Consider the following 13,563-nt stretch of genomic DNA (forward strand, 5'->3'; position numbering starts at 1 on the left):
GTCAGCGCGTGGTGTGGCGCGAGATGAAGTCGATGGCCCGGTCGAAGAGCGGGGCGGTGTCGGCGTAACCCTGCCAGAAATGCCTGCCGCCCTCCACCCGGTGGAAGTCCGCCTCGGCACCCGCACGTCGCAGCGCATCTGCCAGCTCCACGCTCTGCGCGAAGGGCACGTGCTCGTCGGCCGTGCCGTGCGCGATGTGGAAGGGCGGGGCGCCGGTGCGCACCTGGTGGACGGGGCTGGCGAGCCGTGCGGTTTCGGGATGCCGGGCGGCAGGACCGCCGATCCACCGGGCTTCGCGCGTGTCCGCCGGCGTCTCCCCGAGATCGTGGTCGGCCATCGTGAACAGGTCGGCCGGGCCGAACCAGTCGACGACCGCGCGCACGTCGTCGCGACGGAGCGCGGTGAGCGCCGCGAGGGTCGCGCCGGCCGAGACTCCCCACAGCGCGATGCGCGAGGCATCGATCCCGTGGTCGGAGGCGTGTGCGTGCAGCCACGAGAGCGCGGCATCCACGTCGTCCAGCTGCGCGGGAAACCGAGCCTCGCCGCTCAGCCGGTATTCGCACGATGCGACCGCGAAGCCGGCGGCCACGATGCGGTCGAACGACTGCGCGTCGCTGATGCCGGGCGTGAAGACCTTGCGGCTCCCGCGCAACCACCCCCCGCCGTGCAGGAACACGACGAGGGGGGCGGATGCGGCATCCGGAGTGCGAAGGTCCAAGGAGAGCGGGCGGTAGCCCTCCGGCTGCGCGAAGTCGATCTCGAGGATCGAAGTCACCACCTCAGTCGCGGAACTGGAACTCGGGCATGAACTGCGTCCAGTACTTCTCACCCGCGGCGCGCATGGTCGGGTAGTCGGGAACGTAGACGCCCTGAGGTGAGGTGAGGTCCGTCTGCTGGCCCATCGCGTGGAAGAACCGCTCGAAGCCGGCCGTGCCGACCCCGAACACCTTCGTGGTGTTGTGGATCTGAAACGCGTGCACGACGTTCGCGGGGATGTACGCGAAGTCGCCCGTGGTCAGCGTCGACTTGGTGTGATAGTCCGCCTGGTCGTCCATCCAGATGCTGATCTCGCCGTCCACGACATAGAAGATCTCGTGCGTCTTGAAGTGCTTGTGCGCGGGGATGCGGTCGCCCTTGGGCCCGACCATCGTGAACGCGCCGTACTGGTCGTCGGTCTCGTCAGCGGACAGCAGGATGTTGAACAGCTGGTCGAACACGAGGGACTTCTCACCCTCGCCGTTGCCGAGGACGAACGGCTTCGGGGCGGCGGGAAGGATGCCGGCGAAGGGCACCTTGTCCGGATCGTCCGTGGGGAAAGTGGTCATGCTTTACCTCCTTGTGAAAGCAGTGGGTGCCGTTAGGCGCAGCTCTCGCCGGACGGGGCCGGCGAATCGCTCTTGGTGCCTCAAGTCTCGCCAGGATCCGCAAGGCAAGGAAGTTCGACATCCCTACCCGGCGTTAGCCTCGGACTAAGATCCGAGCATGGATGTGCCGATACACGTCATCCGCTATTTCTGCGTGCTCGCCGAGGAGCTGCACTTCGGTCGAGCCGCAGAGCGGCTGAGCATCACCCCTCCCCCTCGCCCGTCGCGTGCAGGACGACCACGACCAGCTGCTCGCGTGGGGCCGATCGATCAAGCAGGACCGCGCTGCGCCGGTGCTGCGGGTGGGGGTCGTGGCCGCCGGCGCTGGGACGCTCACGACAGCGGCGATCGCGGCCACCATGCAGGCGATGCCGCAGGCTCGCATCGAGATGCGCCGGCTCGGCTTCTTCGACGTCGCGGAGGAACTGGAGGGCGGGCGCGTGGACGTCGTCTTCGCCCCGTGGCCGATGCGGCTGCCGCCGCGCGTCCGCGCCGAACCGCTGTGGAGAGAGGCGCGTGTGCTGGTGGTGCGCGCGGACCATCCTCTGGCCGTTCGGCAGTCGATCCCGATCCTCGAGACGAACGACGAGATGTTCCTCTCGGTGGCGAACGGGCCGCCTGAGGTCGTGGATTGGTGGATCGTCGACCCGCGCCCGGACGGCACCCGTCCGAAGCGCGGACCCACGGCGGACAGCGTCGAGGGTCTGCTCGAGCTCGTCGCGGCGGGCGCGGGCGTGAACATCGCCGGCCAGTCGGCGAGCAAGCACTACCGCCGCGATGAGCTGGCGTTCATCCCGATCACCGATATCGAGCCCGCGACGATCGTGCTGTGCAGTCTGAGCGACTCGCCCAACCCGATGGTCGGGTCTTTCCGCGAGACCGCCCAGGCACTGTCACCGTTGGTGGACGCCACGTTCCACTGACCGACGTCTTCTACGCCGCCGGCGCGGCCGCCTTCAGCGCCTGCCAGGCCTCCCGGCGACGGGCCTGCTCATCGGGATCGGGCACGGGCGACGCGGCCATGAGCACGCGCGTGTAGTGCTGCTGCGGGTTGCGCACCACCTCGCTCGTGATCCCCTCCTCGACCAGCCGCCCGCGGTTGAGGACGATCACGCGCTGCGCGAGGAACTCGACGACGGCCATGTCGTGAGCGATGAAGAGGTAGCCGAGGTCCTTGCCGGCGCGGAGGTCCGAGAGCAGGTTCAGCACCTGCGCCTGCGTCGAGAGGTCGAGCGCGCTGACCGCCTCGTCGCAGACCACGAGCCGCGGGTCGGTCACCAGGGCGCGCGCGATCGCGATGCGCTGGCGCTGGCCACCGGAGAACTGGCGGGGGAAGCGCGCTTCCGAGCCGGGGGCGAGCCCGACGGCATCCAGCACATCTTTGACCCGCTGATCGCGCTCCGCGCGTGGGACCCCCGCGACGCGCATCGGCTCGGTGATCGCATCCCCGATCGGGCGACGGGGGTTGAGCGACGAGAACGGATCCTGGAAGACAGCGCGCAGGTCACCCTGCAGCGCACGCCGCTGGGGGGCGCTGAGGCTCGTGATATCCCTTCCGTCGAAGAGGATCTGGCCACTGGTGACCGGCTGGAGACCGAGGATGGCGCGGCCGATCGTGGTCTTTCCCGAACCGGACTCTCCGACCAGGCCCAGCGTCTCGCCGCGACCGATCGAGAACGACACGTCGTCGACCGCGGGGGCGCCCTTCTTGCCGAACCGGACGACCAGGTTGCGCACCTCGAGGAGAGGCGCGGCATCCGTGCGCTCCGCTGCGGACGGCACAGTGCTGACGGTGCTCACAGGTCTCCTCCTCCGATGGCGACGGGCTGCCGCCACTCTTCTTGACGTCCGCGCACCTCGTCGCGGCGGATGCAGCGCACGCCGCCCTCGCCTTCCGCGCGCTCCATGAGCGGGATGCCGGTCATGCACTCGTCGCGTGCGAAGCGGCAGCGCTGGGCGAATCGGCATCCCGTCGTCCACGAGCCGGGCAACGGGACCTGGCCGGGGATCGACGCGAGACGCGTCGTGCCCTCGAAGTCGAGGATCGCGTGCGGGTCCGCGGCGAGCAGCGCCATCGTGTACGGATGCTCGGGTCGCACCAGCACGTCGCGCACCGTTCCGGTCTCGACGATCTGGCCCGCGTACATCACCGATACGTCGTCGCAGATGTCGGCGACCACGCCCAGGTCGTGGGTCACCAGGATGATGGACATGCCGCGCGAAGCGACGAGTCCGCGCAGCAGGGCGAGGATCTCGGCCTGGATCGTGACGTCGAGCGCCGTCGTCGGCTCGTCGGCGACCAGCAGGCGGGGCGAGCCGGCCAGCGCCAGGGCGATCGCCACGCGCTGGGCCATGCCGCCGGAGATCTGGTGCGGGTAGCTTCCCAGCACGCGGGGCACGTCGACGATGCCGACATCCTCGAGCAGCTGAGCCGCGATGCCCTTGGCCGCGCTGGACCCGACTCCGCGCAGCCGCTTGATGGCGGCGCCGAGCTGCCACCCGATGGTGAACATCGGGTCGAGGGCGCGGCTGGGCTCCTGGGAGATGAAGGCGATGTCGTGCCCGCGAACCTTCGCGAGGGTCTTCTCGTCGGCCTGCGCGAGGTCGGTGTCGCCCCACTGGATGCGCCCCGAGCGCACGGAGAGCCCGGGCGAGAGCAGGCCGAGGATCGCATAGGACGTCACGCTCTTGCCGCAGCCGGACTCTCCGACGAGCCCCATGACCCGGCCGGGCTGCACGTGCAGCGAGACGCCGGTGACGAGCGCAGGGCCGCCGTCGACGCCGAGGACGAGGTCCTCGATGATGAGCTCGCCGTCCGCCGCCGCTCGCGCGGGGGTGTGGGTGGTGAGGTCGGGAGCGCTCGTCTCGATGTTCTGGGCGGGCAGCGTCGCGACGACCTCCGGAATACTCGGCTCGACGGGGAACAGCACGGTCGCTTCGGCGGGGCCGTCGGATGCAGCGGCGGGCGTGGGAGCGAGGGCGACGACGTACTCGGCATCCGGAGCAGTCTTCTTCTTGCGTCGTCGGATCGCGATGAGGGGCGGCGGGGTGGCGGCGCCCCCGGAGATGACGTCGGCGAGGGCGTTTGCGGCGATGATCGTGAGCGCGAGGACGACGCCGGTCGGCACCATCATCCAGGGCTGCTGGAAGATGAAGCGCGCGGCGGTCTGGATCATGCCGCCCCAGGTGGGCTCGGGCGGCTGCGGCCCGAGGCCGATGAAGGCGAGACCGGCCTGCATCATGATGCCGACGCCGAAGAAGAGCACGAACTGCACGATGACCGTGGTCGACATGTTGGGCAGCACATGGCGGAAGCTCGACGCCGTCGGGCGGACACCGTCGATCGCGGCCGCTTCGACGAACAGCTGCTTCTGCAGGTTCTTGGCCTGACCGAACAGGATCCGGTAGAGGGCGCCGAACAGCAGCACGCCGAACAGAGCCATGACCAGCGGCATGTTGGTGCCGACCGCAGCGATGAAGGCGAGGATGATCACGGTGCCGGGGAGCGACATCACGATCTCGCTGATGCGGTTCATCGTGCCTTCGGCGCGGCGGCTGCGCACGGCCCAGAGTGTGACCGGCACGGTGATCGCGACGGCGACGATCGGCGGGATGAGACCGATGGCGAGCGTCGATGCGGCAGCGGTCACGATGCGCGACAGCAGATCGCGGCCGAGCTCGTCGGTGCCGAGGATGTGCGCGGCCGACGGCCCCTGCAGCACCGCTGTGAGGTCCTGCTCGAGGGGCCCGTAGCGCAGCCACAGCGGCGAGGTGAGCGAGGCGAGCGTGAGTCCGATGAGCCAGATGAGCGACAGGACGGCTGTCGGCGAGCGGAACAGCCGGTTCGCACGCTTGCGCTCCGCGCGGCGGATCGTGAGGATCGCGGTGGTCGAGACGGTCATGAGGTGCGCAGTTTCGGGTCGAGGGTTCGGTTGAGCGTCTCGAGCACGACGTTCACGATCACGACGACGAGCGTCGCGATGAGGACGAGCGCCTGGACGAAGGGCAGATCAGCCGATCCGACGGCGGACTGCATCGCCTGGCCGATGCCGGGGAGGGCGAACAGCACCTCGATCACGGCCGAGCCGCCGAACAGGACGATGAACTGGACAGCCACTGTGGCGAGGATCGGGAGGCTGGCGCTGCGGAGCGCGTGGACGTAGATGATCCGCCAGGTCGGAGTGCCGACGGCGCGAAGGCTGCGCATGTGCTCCTGCGCCAGGGCTTCCGACATCGACGCCCGGGCCTGCCGGGCGATGAAGCCGGCCGAGGTGAGCGCGATCGTGAGCACAGGCAGCACGAGCGACTTGAACCACTTGTCTGGGCTCACCTCGAACGGCACGAACCCGGTCGCCGGCAGGAGGTGCAGCTGCACGGCGAAGAAGTAGACGAGCAGGATGCCGACCCAGAAGGCCGGAAGGGAGAGCATGATGCCCGTGAGCACCGTGATGAACCGGTCGACGGAGCCGCGACGGACGGCGGCCACCACTCCGAGCGAGATGCCGATGATGGCGCTCACCATCGTTCCGCCGACCGCGAGGGCCGCCGTCACCGGCAGCCGCTTGGCGATGTCGGGCCCGATCGGACGCCCGTCGATGAGAGAGACGCCGAGGTTGCCCTGCAGCACCTGCGCCACCCACGCGAAGTACTGCTGGAGCCAGGGGTCGTACCAGCCGATGGACTCGTTGTACGCCGCGACCTGCTCCGGCGTCGCGGACTGCCCGAGGGCGACGCCGCCGGGCGTCGAGCCGGAGAGGTGGACGAGCACGAAGGCGATCCATGACGCGACGAGCAGCGTCAAGAGCGCCCAGGCGACTCGCTTCAGCACGAAGATGAGCATCATCACTCCCTTGCGAGGTCGGTGCCGGCGGCCTCAGCCGCCGGCACCGACATCAGGTTAGGACGCGGGCTGGAGCGACGCGAGGAGCGGGAACGCCTCGGCGCCCGGGAAGGTCGGCTCGGCGAGCTTGGCCGTGTTGTACGCCCACGGCGCCAGCTGCTCGAAGAGCGGGATGAGCCACCCGGAATCCACGATCGCGCGGTTGAGGTCCTGCAGAGCAGTCGCCTGCGCGTCCTCGTCGCCCGAGCCCTGAGCGGCCCCGACTGCGCCGGCCGCCGCCTGGATCTCGGCGTTCTCAGCGCCGTGGAAGTTGGCGAAGCCGAAGAGGGCGCCGAACACCGGGCCGAGCGGGTTGGTCCACTGGAACGGGATGGGTCCACCGAGCGGCTCGGTCTGCACAACCGTGAACAGCTCTTCGGTCGATGCCGCGTTCTTCAGGTTCATCTTCACGCCGATGGCCTCCCAGTAGGGCTGAATGGCCTCCATGTCGCGCTGGCTGCCCTGGCTGATCGTGAAGTCGAACTCGAAGCCGTCGGGGTAGCCGGCCTCCGCGAGGAGATCCTTCGCGGCATCGGGGTCGTACGCGTACTGCTTGTCGAGCTCAGGAAGGTAGCCCGGGTTGTCGGCCGGCAGTGCGTTCGCCGTCGGAACCTCGCCGGGGTGGATCGCGGTCACGAACGCTTCGCGGTCGATGGCCGTGGAGAGCGCCTGATAGACGAGCGGCTCGGCCCACTGCGGCCCGAGGGCCCCCACCTTGTCGAAGGCGATGATGTTCTGGACGGTTCCGCCGTTGGCGACGAGACCGACGCCGGCGGACTCGACCTGGTCCTGTGTCTCGGCGGCGAGCAGGGCGAGGTCAACCTCTCCCGAGATCGCGGCGTTCACGCGCGCCTGGGAGTCGAGGATCGGCTTGAACTCGTAGGAGTCGAAGGGATACGCGTCGGCATCCGCGTCGTCTTCCTTCTTGACCAGCAGGTAGGAGTTGCCCTTCACCGTGGCGTCGGCATCGACCGTCAACGGTCCTGATCCGTCCGGAGTCGCATCGAGGCTCGACCGGTCGGCGACGCCGGCCGGGCCGACGATCATGCCGGTGGGCGAGACGAGGTTCGACTCGAAGCCGGGTTTGGGAGCTGCGAACGTGAGAGTGACGGTGTCGTCGTCGACGACGGCGACATCGGTGATCTCGTTCTGACCACCCGTCGCGAACGAGGAGTAGCCGCTGAGGTCGGGGTTGCCCCGGGCATCGAGGTTCTCCTTCACGAGCTCGGCGCTGAGCGCGGTGCCGTCACTGAAGGTCGCACTCGTGTCGAGGTCGAGCGTGAGCTCGGTCTTGTCCTCGCTGTACTCGAAGTTCGTCACGAGCTGCGGGACGATCTTGCCGTCCTGGTCGAGCACGAACAGCGAGTCGTAGATGCCCTCGAAGAACATCCGCTGGCCGCTGCCGTAGCGGATCGGGTCGTAACCGAAGGCGGCCTGGTCGGAATCCGTGGCGATGATGAGCTTCGCCGTGTCTTCTGCTCCGCCGCTCTCGCTGTCGCCGCTGCCTCCACCGGAGCATGAGGTGAGGGCGAGGGCTGCGACAGCGACGGCGGCGATCACGCCGCCTGCTCGCGCTGTGATGATTCGGGACATCTGATCTCCTGTGATCGGGTGCTGCTGAGGACTTCGGTGTCGAGGGACCGCCGTTGCAAGACCGGCTCCCTCGACCAGAGTGACCGCGTCATGCGCATTTGGCCATTCGGATTCGCAAGCCTTGCCGTTAGCGGGTGCCTAACGTGCCTCTCGGGTTGCTTCTCCCTAGTGAAACATGCTTTCATTGAATGAACAACCGGTGATCGCGGTGGAGAGCTCCGTGACCCGTTCCGCGAGGAGGCGAAATGGTCGATGACCGCACGGTGATCGCAGAGGAATCCGCGGTGCGCATCGGACCTCCCCCGTTCCTTGCTCCCGGGACCGCCGAGCGGCAGCATCCGGTCCGCGCAGTCACCCACCAGTCGTTGACGTACTCCACCCCCGATGGGTACCGGCCTCTGCACATGGATGTCTACGTTCCCGAGGGGCTGGAGGGGCCTGCGGCGTGCGTCGTCTGGATCCACGGCGGCGCCTGGCTGTTCGGCAGCCGGCAGACGCCGCCCGACTACTGGCCCGAGGGCGCGCTCTTCCAGACCGCGATCGATGCCGGGCTCGCCGTGGCGTCCATCGACTACCGGCACTCGCGCGAGGCCTCGTTCCCCGCACAGCTCCACGATGCGAAGGCCGCCGTGCGGTACCTGCGCCGGTTCGCCGACGAGCTGGGCATAGACGGGAGCCGGATCGGCGCGTGGGGAGAATCCGCCGGCGGACACCTCGCCGCACTGCTGGGCCTGGTCGACGACCCCGCGCTCGAGGGCACCGAGGGCGTGCTCGGCGAGAGCAGCGCCGTCGCCGCCGTCGTCGACTTCTACGGGGTGTCGGACGTCGACACGCTCCCCTCGTTCCTCGACACCCTGCCCCCCGAGTGGGTCGAGCAGCTGCTTGCCCAGGGCCCGGCATCCGAAGCCGACCCGACGAGTGTGATCCTGGCCCGCACGCCACTGGACCCCGCGAACGCGCGCCGGCTGCTCTCGCCGGTGCACCACGCCCGGGCAGACGCTCCGCCGTTCCTGCTGGTGCACGGCGACGCCGACGGCCTGGTTCCCCTCTCCCAGAGCGATCAGCTTCTTGAGGCACTGCAGGCTGCGGGAGTCCCCGCCGAGCTGGTGATCGTCGAAGGCGGCGATCACGTCTTCGAGGGCGCCGACCCGCTTCCTCCGATCCGACGGGCCGTCGAGTTCCTCAGCGCCCGACTCGCCGACCCGAAAGGCACTTCATGACCGCCCTCCGCTTTCCCGCCGACTTCCTCTGGGGCGTCGCCACCGCCGGCCACCAGAACGAGGGCGACAACGTCACGAGCGACACCTGGTTCCTCGAGAACGTCACGCCGACGATCTTCAAGGACCGCTCGGGCAAGGCCACGAACGGCTGGGAGCGGTGGGAGTCCGACCTCGACATCGTCGCCGGCATGGGCCTCAATGCCTACCGGTTCTCCGTCGAGTGGGCGCGCATCGAGCCGGTCGAGGGCGAGTTCTCCGAGCAGGCGCTCGATCACTACGAGGCGGTGATCGACGGATGCCTCTCCCGAGGCCTCGCGCCGATCGTCACGTTCAACCACTTCACGTCGCCGCACTGGTTCGCGGGGCGCGGCGCGTGGCTCGATGCCGATGCGCCCGAGCTCTTCGCGCGATTCTGCGGCGTCGTGATGGATCGCTTCGGCGACCGCATCCACCTGGCCGTCACCTTCAACGAGCCGGACCTCCCCGAGATGCTCACGTGGGCCGGGCTCCCGGACTTCGTCCCCGAGCTCGAACGCGCGACGCTCGAGGCCGCCGCGGCCGCCGCCGGCGTGGAACGGTACCGCGCGGGCAACGTGATGCTGCACGAGGACTTCGCCGGCATGCGAGCCGGGATGACCGCGGGCCACAAGGCCGCGAAGGCCGCCATCAAGGCGCGCCGACCCGAACTTCGGGTAGGCCTGTCCCTCGCGATCGTCGACGACACGGCCGTGGCGGGCGGTGAGGAGCTGCGCGACCGCAAGCGCGCCGAGGTCTACGAGCACTGGCTCCTGCTCGCCCGCGACGACGACTTCGTCGGGGTGCAGAACTACGAGCGCATCGTCTACGGCCCCGACGGCCAGGTGCGTCCGGAAGACGGAGCGGTCGTGAACGGGATGGGCACGGCCGTCGAGCCCGACTCGCTCCGCGGGGCCGTCCAGTACGTGTACTCGGTGGCACAGGTGCCCGTGCTCGTCAGCGAACACGGCATCGGGACCGAGGATGACAGCATCCGTGCCGCCTTCATCGAGCCCTCGCTCGCGGGCCTCGCGCAGGCGATCGCCGACGGCGTGCCGGTGCTCGGCTACTGCCACTGGACGCTCATGGACAACTTCGAGTGGATCTTCGGCTACGGCCCCAAGCTCGGGCTGCACTCGGTGGATCGCGAGACGTTCGAGCGGACCGAGAAGCCGAGCGCCGACGTGTACCGCCGGGTGGTGCGCGAGGCGCGGGGGCTCTGAGCGCAGACCGCGGCGCGGCTGGATTCACAGGGGTCGCATGACGCGCGGCGCGGTTGATGGATCCGCGGCGCCAGTGCATCCTGAAGGGGTGACAGGGCGCGGAGTGGTCTCCATCGGACTCGGCGCGACGCTCGGGCCACAGGTGGTCGCGCGGCTCGCGCCCGCCATCGAGGCCGCGGGCTTCCATGCGCTCTGGATGAACGACACTCCCGGCGCTGACGCGCTCGCCGTCCTCGAGGCGGCCGCCGCCGTCACCACTCGTCTCACACTCGCCGTGGGCGTGCTGCCGGTCGATCGGCGGACCGCGGCGTCGATCATCTCGGACGTGCATGCTCGGGATCTGCCGCAGGAACGCCTGATCCTCGGCATCGGCTCGGGTGCGGCATCCGTGGGTGCCCTGGAAAGCGTGCGCACTGCCGCGACCCGATTGCGGGGGGCGCTTCAGGCGAAGATCGTCGTCGGCGCCCTCGGACCCCGGATGCGGCGGCTCGCAGCCGAGCACGCTGATGGTCCGCTGCTGAGCTGGCTGACTCCCGAGATCGCCGCCGCGCAGGCGGCCGAGGCGCGCGCCGCGGCATCCGGCACGCATGTCGCGCTTTACGTGCGCACCGCAGTGCAACCGGCCGCGGCGAAGCGGATGATCACGGAGACCCAGCGCTACGAGGCCGTAGGGGCCTACTCCGCGAACTTCGCGCGTCTCGGCATCGCGAGCACCGAGACGGTGCTGGATGCCGCGACCGGACCGATCGCCCAGCGGCTCGAGGAGTATCGCAATGCCGTCGACGAAGTCGTGCTGCGCGCGATCACGCCGAGAGACGACCTTGAGGACTACGCGCGGTTCATCGCCGCCACGGCAGCGCTTCTCTGAGCGCCGCATGGTGGCGGGCGAACGGCAGCACGCTGAGGAAGCGCTCATGCCATCCATCCGTACGCCGACGGCCCGCTTCGCAGGGTCGATCGCTGATATGCCGCATCAGCAAACGCCCATTCCTTCCGGACGGATGCTGTCGCTAGCGTCGGAGGATGAGCAGCGTGGCTTATCCGGGGCTCGAGGGCCGCACGATCGTCGTGACCGGCGCCGGCGGAGGGCAGGGTGCGTCCGAAGCGCTGCTGCTCGCCTCGGTGGGCGCCGTGGTGATCGCCACGGATGTGGCGGATGCCGCGCCTGCGGTCTTCGCGGGGAGCAGCATCCGGTATCGCCGTCTGGATGTGACCGACCAGTCGGACTGGGCTTCGCTGGCCGAGGAGCTGAGCGGCGGCGACCAGCCGGTGAAGGGGCTCGTCAACAACGCCGGGATCACCCATCGATCCCGGCTCGGCGAGACGGCGCGCGAGGACTGGGACCGAGTCCTCGCCGTCAACCTCACGGGACCGATGCTCGGCATCCAGGCCCTCGCGCCGCTGATGGCGGAGGGATCCGCGATCGTCAATGTGGGCTCATCCGCGGCGCTCAACGGCCACTACCCGGTGGCCTATACGACCTCGAAGTGGGGGCTGCGCGGGCTCACGCATGTCGCGGTCACGGAGCTCGGACCGGCCGGCATCCGGGTCAATATCGTGCATCCCGGCTTCATCGAGACGCCGATGACTGCGGGCGCGCCCGAGGCGATGCGCCAGACGCAGGTCGCCCTCACCCCGCTCGAGCGCCTCGGCCGGTCGGGCGAGGTCGCCGAGGTCGTCGCCTTCCTGCTGTCGGATGCTGCCGCCTACATCTCGGGCGCCGAGATCCCTGTGGATGGCGGCTCGACCTCGTCGGCGGGCGCGAAGCTCATGTCCGACCGGATCGCCGGGCGCTGAGAGTGCGGGCGCTGACCTGCGCGCTCCGCCTGTGCCCGTGGACGCTTTTGCGCGCATAACCGAGGAGATGCGCGTTCCAGAGGGCGGAATCGGCGCCGATGCTCCTCGAAATCGCGGATCTCCTCTCAAACGCGCGGCGGGATGCTGTCACCCACCCGCACCCGCCTCCTTCTGCACGCGCCGCCGATGCCGCCCACGCCGCCCGCACAGCCCAGGAGATTCCCCATTCCAGAGGGGACAGCCACTTCAGATCCTGTGGCCTGGATCGCGAGCGACTGGACCCGAGGACTTGGGAGTCAAAGGGTGTACGGCAGCAGCAGGTACAAGACCATGGGAAGGCTCAGCACTGCGCCGATTGATCCGAGCACGATCGCTGCCGCTCTTCCCGCCCGTCCACGGTGTCGAGATCCGCGCACGATCGACCTGATTCCAAGGACGAAGGCCACGACCAATATCGCACCTAGGAGCACTTGGGTCACGATGCTCGCCGCGGTGTATTGGGCGTTCTCTGTTGGGTCCTTCCAGCTTTGGGTCTCCATCGCGAAGTACAGAAGTGTGAGACCAAGAACCCAATAGAGCACGAATGCGCCCAGCGCCAAGCCAACACTCCACCATCCGAGCTTCGCTGACACCCGCGCGGTTCCTTCACCGCGTGCCTCCGACGGCGCGTCCTCATTGCCGATCGGCGTTGAGGGTGTCGTCGTCATCGCCTCACGGTATTGGCTGTGCGCAGATCGCGCCAGAGGAACTACGGGTCCGAAACACGTCCACCGGATACTGGTCGGCCGAATCGCCGATCCTCCTAGAAATCCGGGTCCTCCCAAATGCGCGGCGCGAGGCTGCCGCGCGGCCACACCGATTACCTCTGCGTCCTCCCGAGCCACCGACGTTTGCGCGCACAGCCGAGGAGATTCGCATTTCAGAGGGCGGAATCAGCGCCGCTCCTCCTCGGAAACGCAGATCTCCTCTGAAGTGCGCGGCGGGATGCTGCGGAGCAGCCACACCGCTTCTCTCCGCAAGCTCTGGCTAATGCCGCCGACGCCCGCGCGCACAGCCGAGGAGATCCGCATTCCAGAGGGCGGAATCGGCCCCGATCCTCCTCGGAAACGCAGATCCCCTCTGAAACGCGCGGCGGGATGCTGCCGTCCGGCCGCAGCGCTTACCTCTGCACGTCCGGCTGACGCCACGCCGGCCGGCGCGCACAGCCGAGGAGATCCGCATTCCAGAGGGCCGAAATGGCGCCGATCCTCCTCGAAATCGCGGATTTCCTCTGAAATGCGCGGCGGGATGCTGTCGCCCAGCCGCACCGCTTACCTCTGCGCGCTTACGCCCATGCGTGCCCCGCGCCGCCCCGCGCGTGCCCCGCGCGGCCCCACGTGCCCCGCGCCGCCCCGCGCGGCGCCGCGCGGCCCCGCGCTCGCTCCTCGAGCGGTCAGAACACGCGCGGGCTTCCACGTCGGCGTGTTTTGGCT

General features: G+C 69.1%; 12 protein-coding genes. 5 read left to right on the forward strand and 7 right to left on the reverse strand.

What is annotated here, in order from left to right; all coding sequences use genetic code 11:
• Position 1: 1 nt before the first annotated feature.
• Both AC1DP3_RS00825 and AC1DP3_RS00830 read right to left on the reverse strand, forming a co-directional pair.
• Positions 2-775 carry an alpha/beta hydrolase fold domain-containing protein gene (locus tag AC1DP3_RS00825; RefSeq protein ID WP_477290314.1) on the reverse strand — a complete coding sequence of 258 codons (774 nt, stop codon included), beginning with the start codon at positions 773-775 and terminating at the stop codon, positions 2-4.
• 4 nt (positions 776-779) lie between these two features.
• Positions 780-1,325 (reverse strand): quercetin 2,3-dioxygenase, encoded by a 546-nt coding sequence (locus AC1DP3_RS00830; RefSeq protein WP_477290316.1) that lies wholly within the window; start codon positions 1,323-1,325, stop codon positions 780-782.
• Between the two features lie 266 nt (positions 1,326-1,591).
• Here AC1DP3_RS00830 and AC1DP3_RS00835 point away from each other — a divergent pair, with 266 nt between their 5' ends.
• A complete protein-coding gene (locus tag AC1DP3_RS00835) occupies positions 1,592-2,287 on the forward strand; it encodes a LysR substrate-binding domain-containing protein (protein ID WP_477290317.1) in 696 nt (231 codons plus the stop codon).
• Between the two features lie 10 nt (positions 2,288-2,297).
• On the opposite strand, the gene AC1DP3_RS00840 is transcribed toward AC1DP3_RS00835, so the two are convergent.
• Genes AC1DP3_RS00840 through AC1DP3_RS00855 form a run of 4 tightly spaced genes read right to left on the reverse strand, consistent with a single transcriptional unit; the run spans position 2,298 to position 7,836 of the window.
• Positions 2,298-3,164, reverse strand: a complete 867-nt coding sequence (locus tag AC1DP3_RS00840; protein ID WP_477290320.1) for an ATP-binding cassette domain-containing protein — start codon at positions 3,162-3,164, stop codon at positions 2,298-2,300.
• On the reverse strand, positions 3,161-5,266 hold the full coding sequence (locus AC1DP3_RS00845) for a dipeptide/oligopeptide/nickel ABC transporter permease/ATP-binding protein (protein WP_477290322.1): 2,106 nt from the start codon (positions 5,264-5,266) through the stop codon (positions 3,161-3,163). Before AC1DP3_RS00845 ends, AC1DP3_RS00840 begins: the two co-directional genes overlap by 4 nt.
• Positions 5,263-6,204 (reverse strand): ABC transporter permease, encoded by a 942-nt coding sequence (locus AC1DP3_RS00850; RefSeq protein ID WP_477290324.1) that lies wholly within the window; start codon positions 6,202-6,204, stop codon positions 5,263-5,265. The genes AC1DP3_RS00845 and AC1DP3_RS00850 overlap by 4 nt, the downstream gene beginning before the upstream one ends.
• 57 nt (positions 6,205-6,261) lie before the next feature.
• Positions 6,262-7,836 carry an ABC transporter substrate-binding protein gene (locus AC1DP3_RS00855; RefSeq protein WP_477290326.1) on the reverse strand — a complete coding sequence of 525 codons (1,575 nt, stop codon included), beginning with the start codon at positions 7,834-7,836 and terminating at the stop codon, positions 6,262-6,264.
• A 245-nt stretch (positions 7,837-8,081) separates the two neighbouring features.
• Here AC1DP3_RS00855 and AC1DP3_RS00860 point away from each other — a divergent pair, with 245 nt between their 5' ends.
• From AC1DP3_RS00860 to AC1DP3_RS00875, 4 genes are all read left to right on the forward strand, one after another.
• Positions 8,082-9,056 carry an alpha/beta hydrolase fold domain-containing protein gene (locus tag AC1DP3_RS00860; RefSeq protein ID WP_477290328.1) on the forward strand — a complete coding sequence of 325 codons (975 nt, stop codon included), beginning with the start codon at positions 8,082-8,084 and terminating at the stop codon, positions 9,054-9,056.
• A complete protein-coding gene (locus tag AC1DP3_RS00865; protein ID WP_477290330.1) occupies positions 9,053-10,294 on the forward strand; it encodes a glycoside hydrolase family 1 protein in 1,242 nt (413 codons plus the stop codon). The genes AC1DP3_RS00860 and AC1DP3_RS00865 overlap by 4 nt, the downstream gene beginning before the upstream one ends.
• An 88-nt stretch (positions 10,295-10,382) precedes the next feature.
• Complete coding sequence (locus AC1DP3_RS00870) at positions 10,383-11,162, forward strand: LLM class flavin-dependent oxidoreductase (protein ID WP_477290332.1); 780 nt, start codon at positions 10,383-10,385, stop codon at positions 11,160-11,162.
• Positions 11,163-11,317: 155 nt separating this feature from the next.
• Positions 11,318-12,091: an SDR family NAD(P)-dependent oxidoreductase gene (locus tag AC1DP3_RS00875; RefSeq protein WP_477290335.1), complete on the forward strand. Its 774-nt coding sequence runs from the start codon at positions 11,318-11,320 to the stop codon at positions 12,089-12,091.
• A gap of 296 nt (positions 12,092-12,387) precedes the next feature.
• On the opposite strand, the gene AC1DP3_RS00880 is transcribed toward AC1DP3_RS00875, so the two are convergent.
• Positions 12,388-12,798 carry a hypothetical protein gene (locus AC1DP3_RS00880; protein ID WP_477290337.1) on the reverse strand — a complete coding sequence of 137 codons (411 nt, stop codon included), beginning with the start codon at positions 12,796-12,798 and terminating at the stop codon, positions 12,388-12,390.
• Positions 12,799-13,563: the final 765 nt, after the last annotated feature.

It is taken from the genome of Microbacterium sp. P5_B6 (assembly GCF_056400345.1).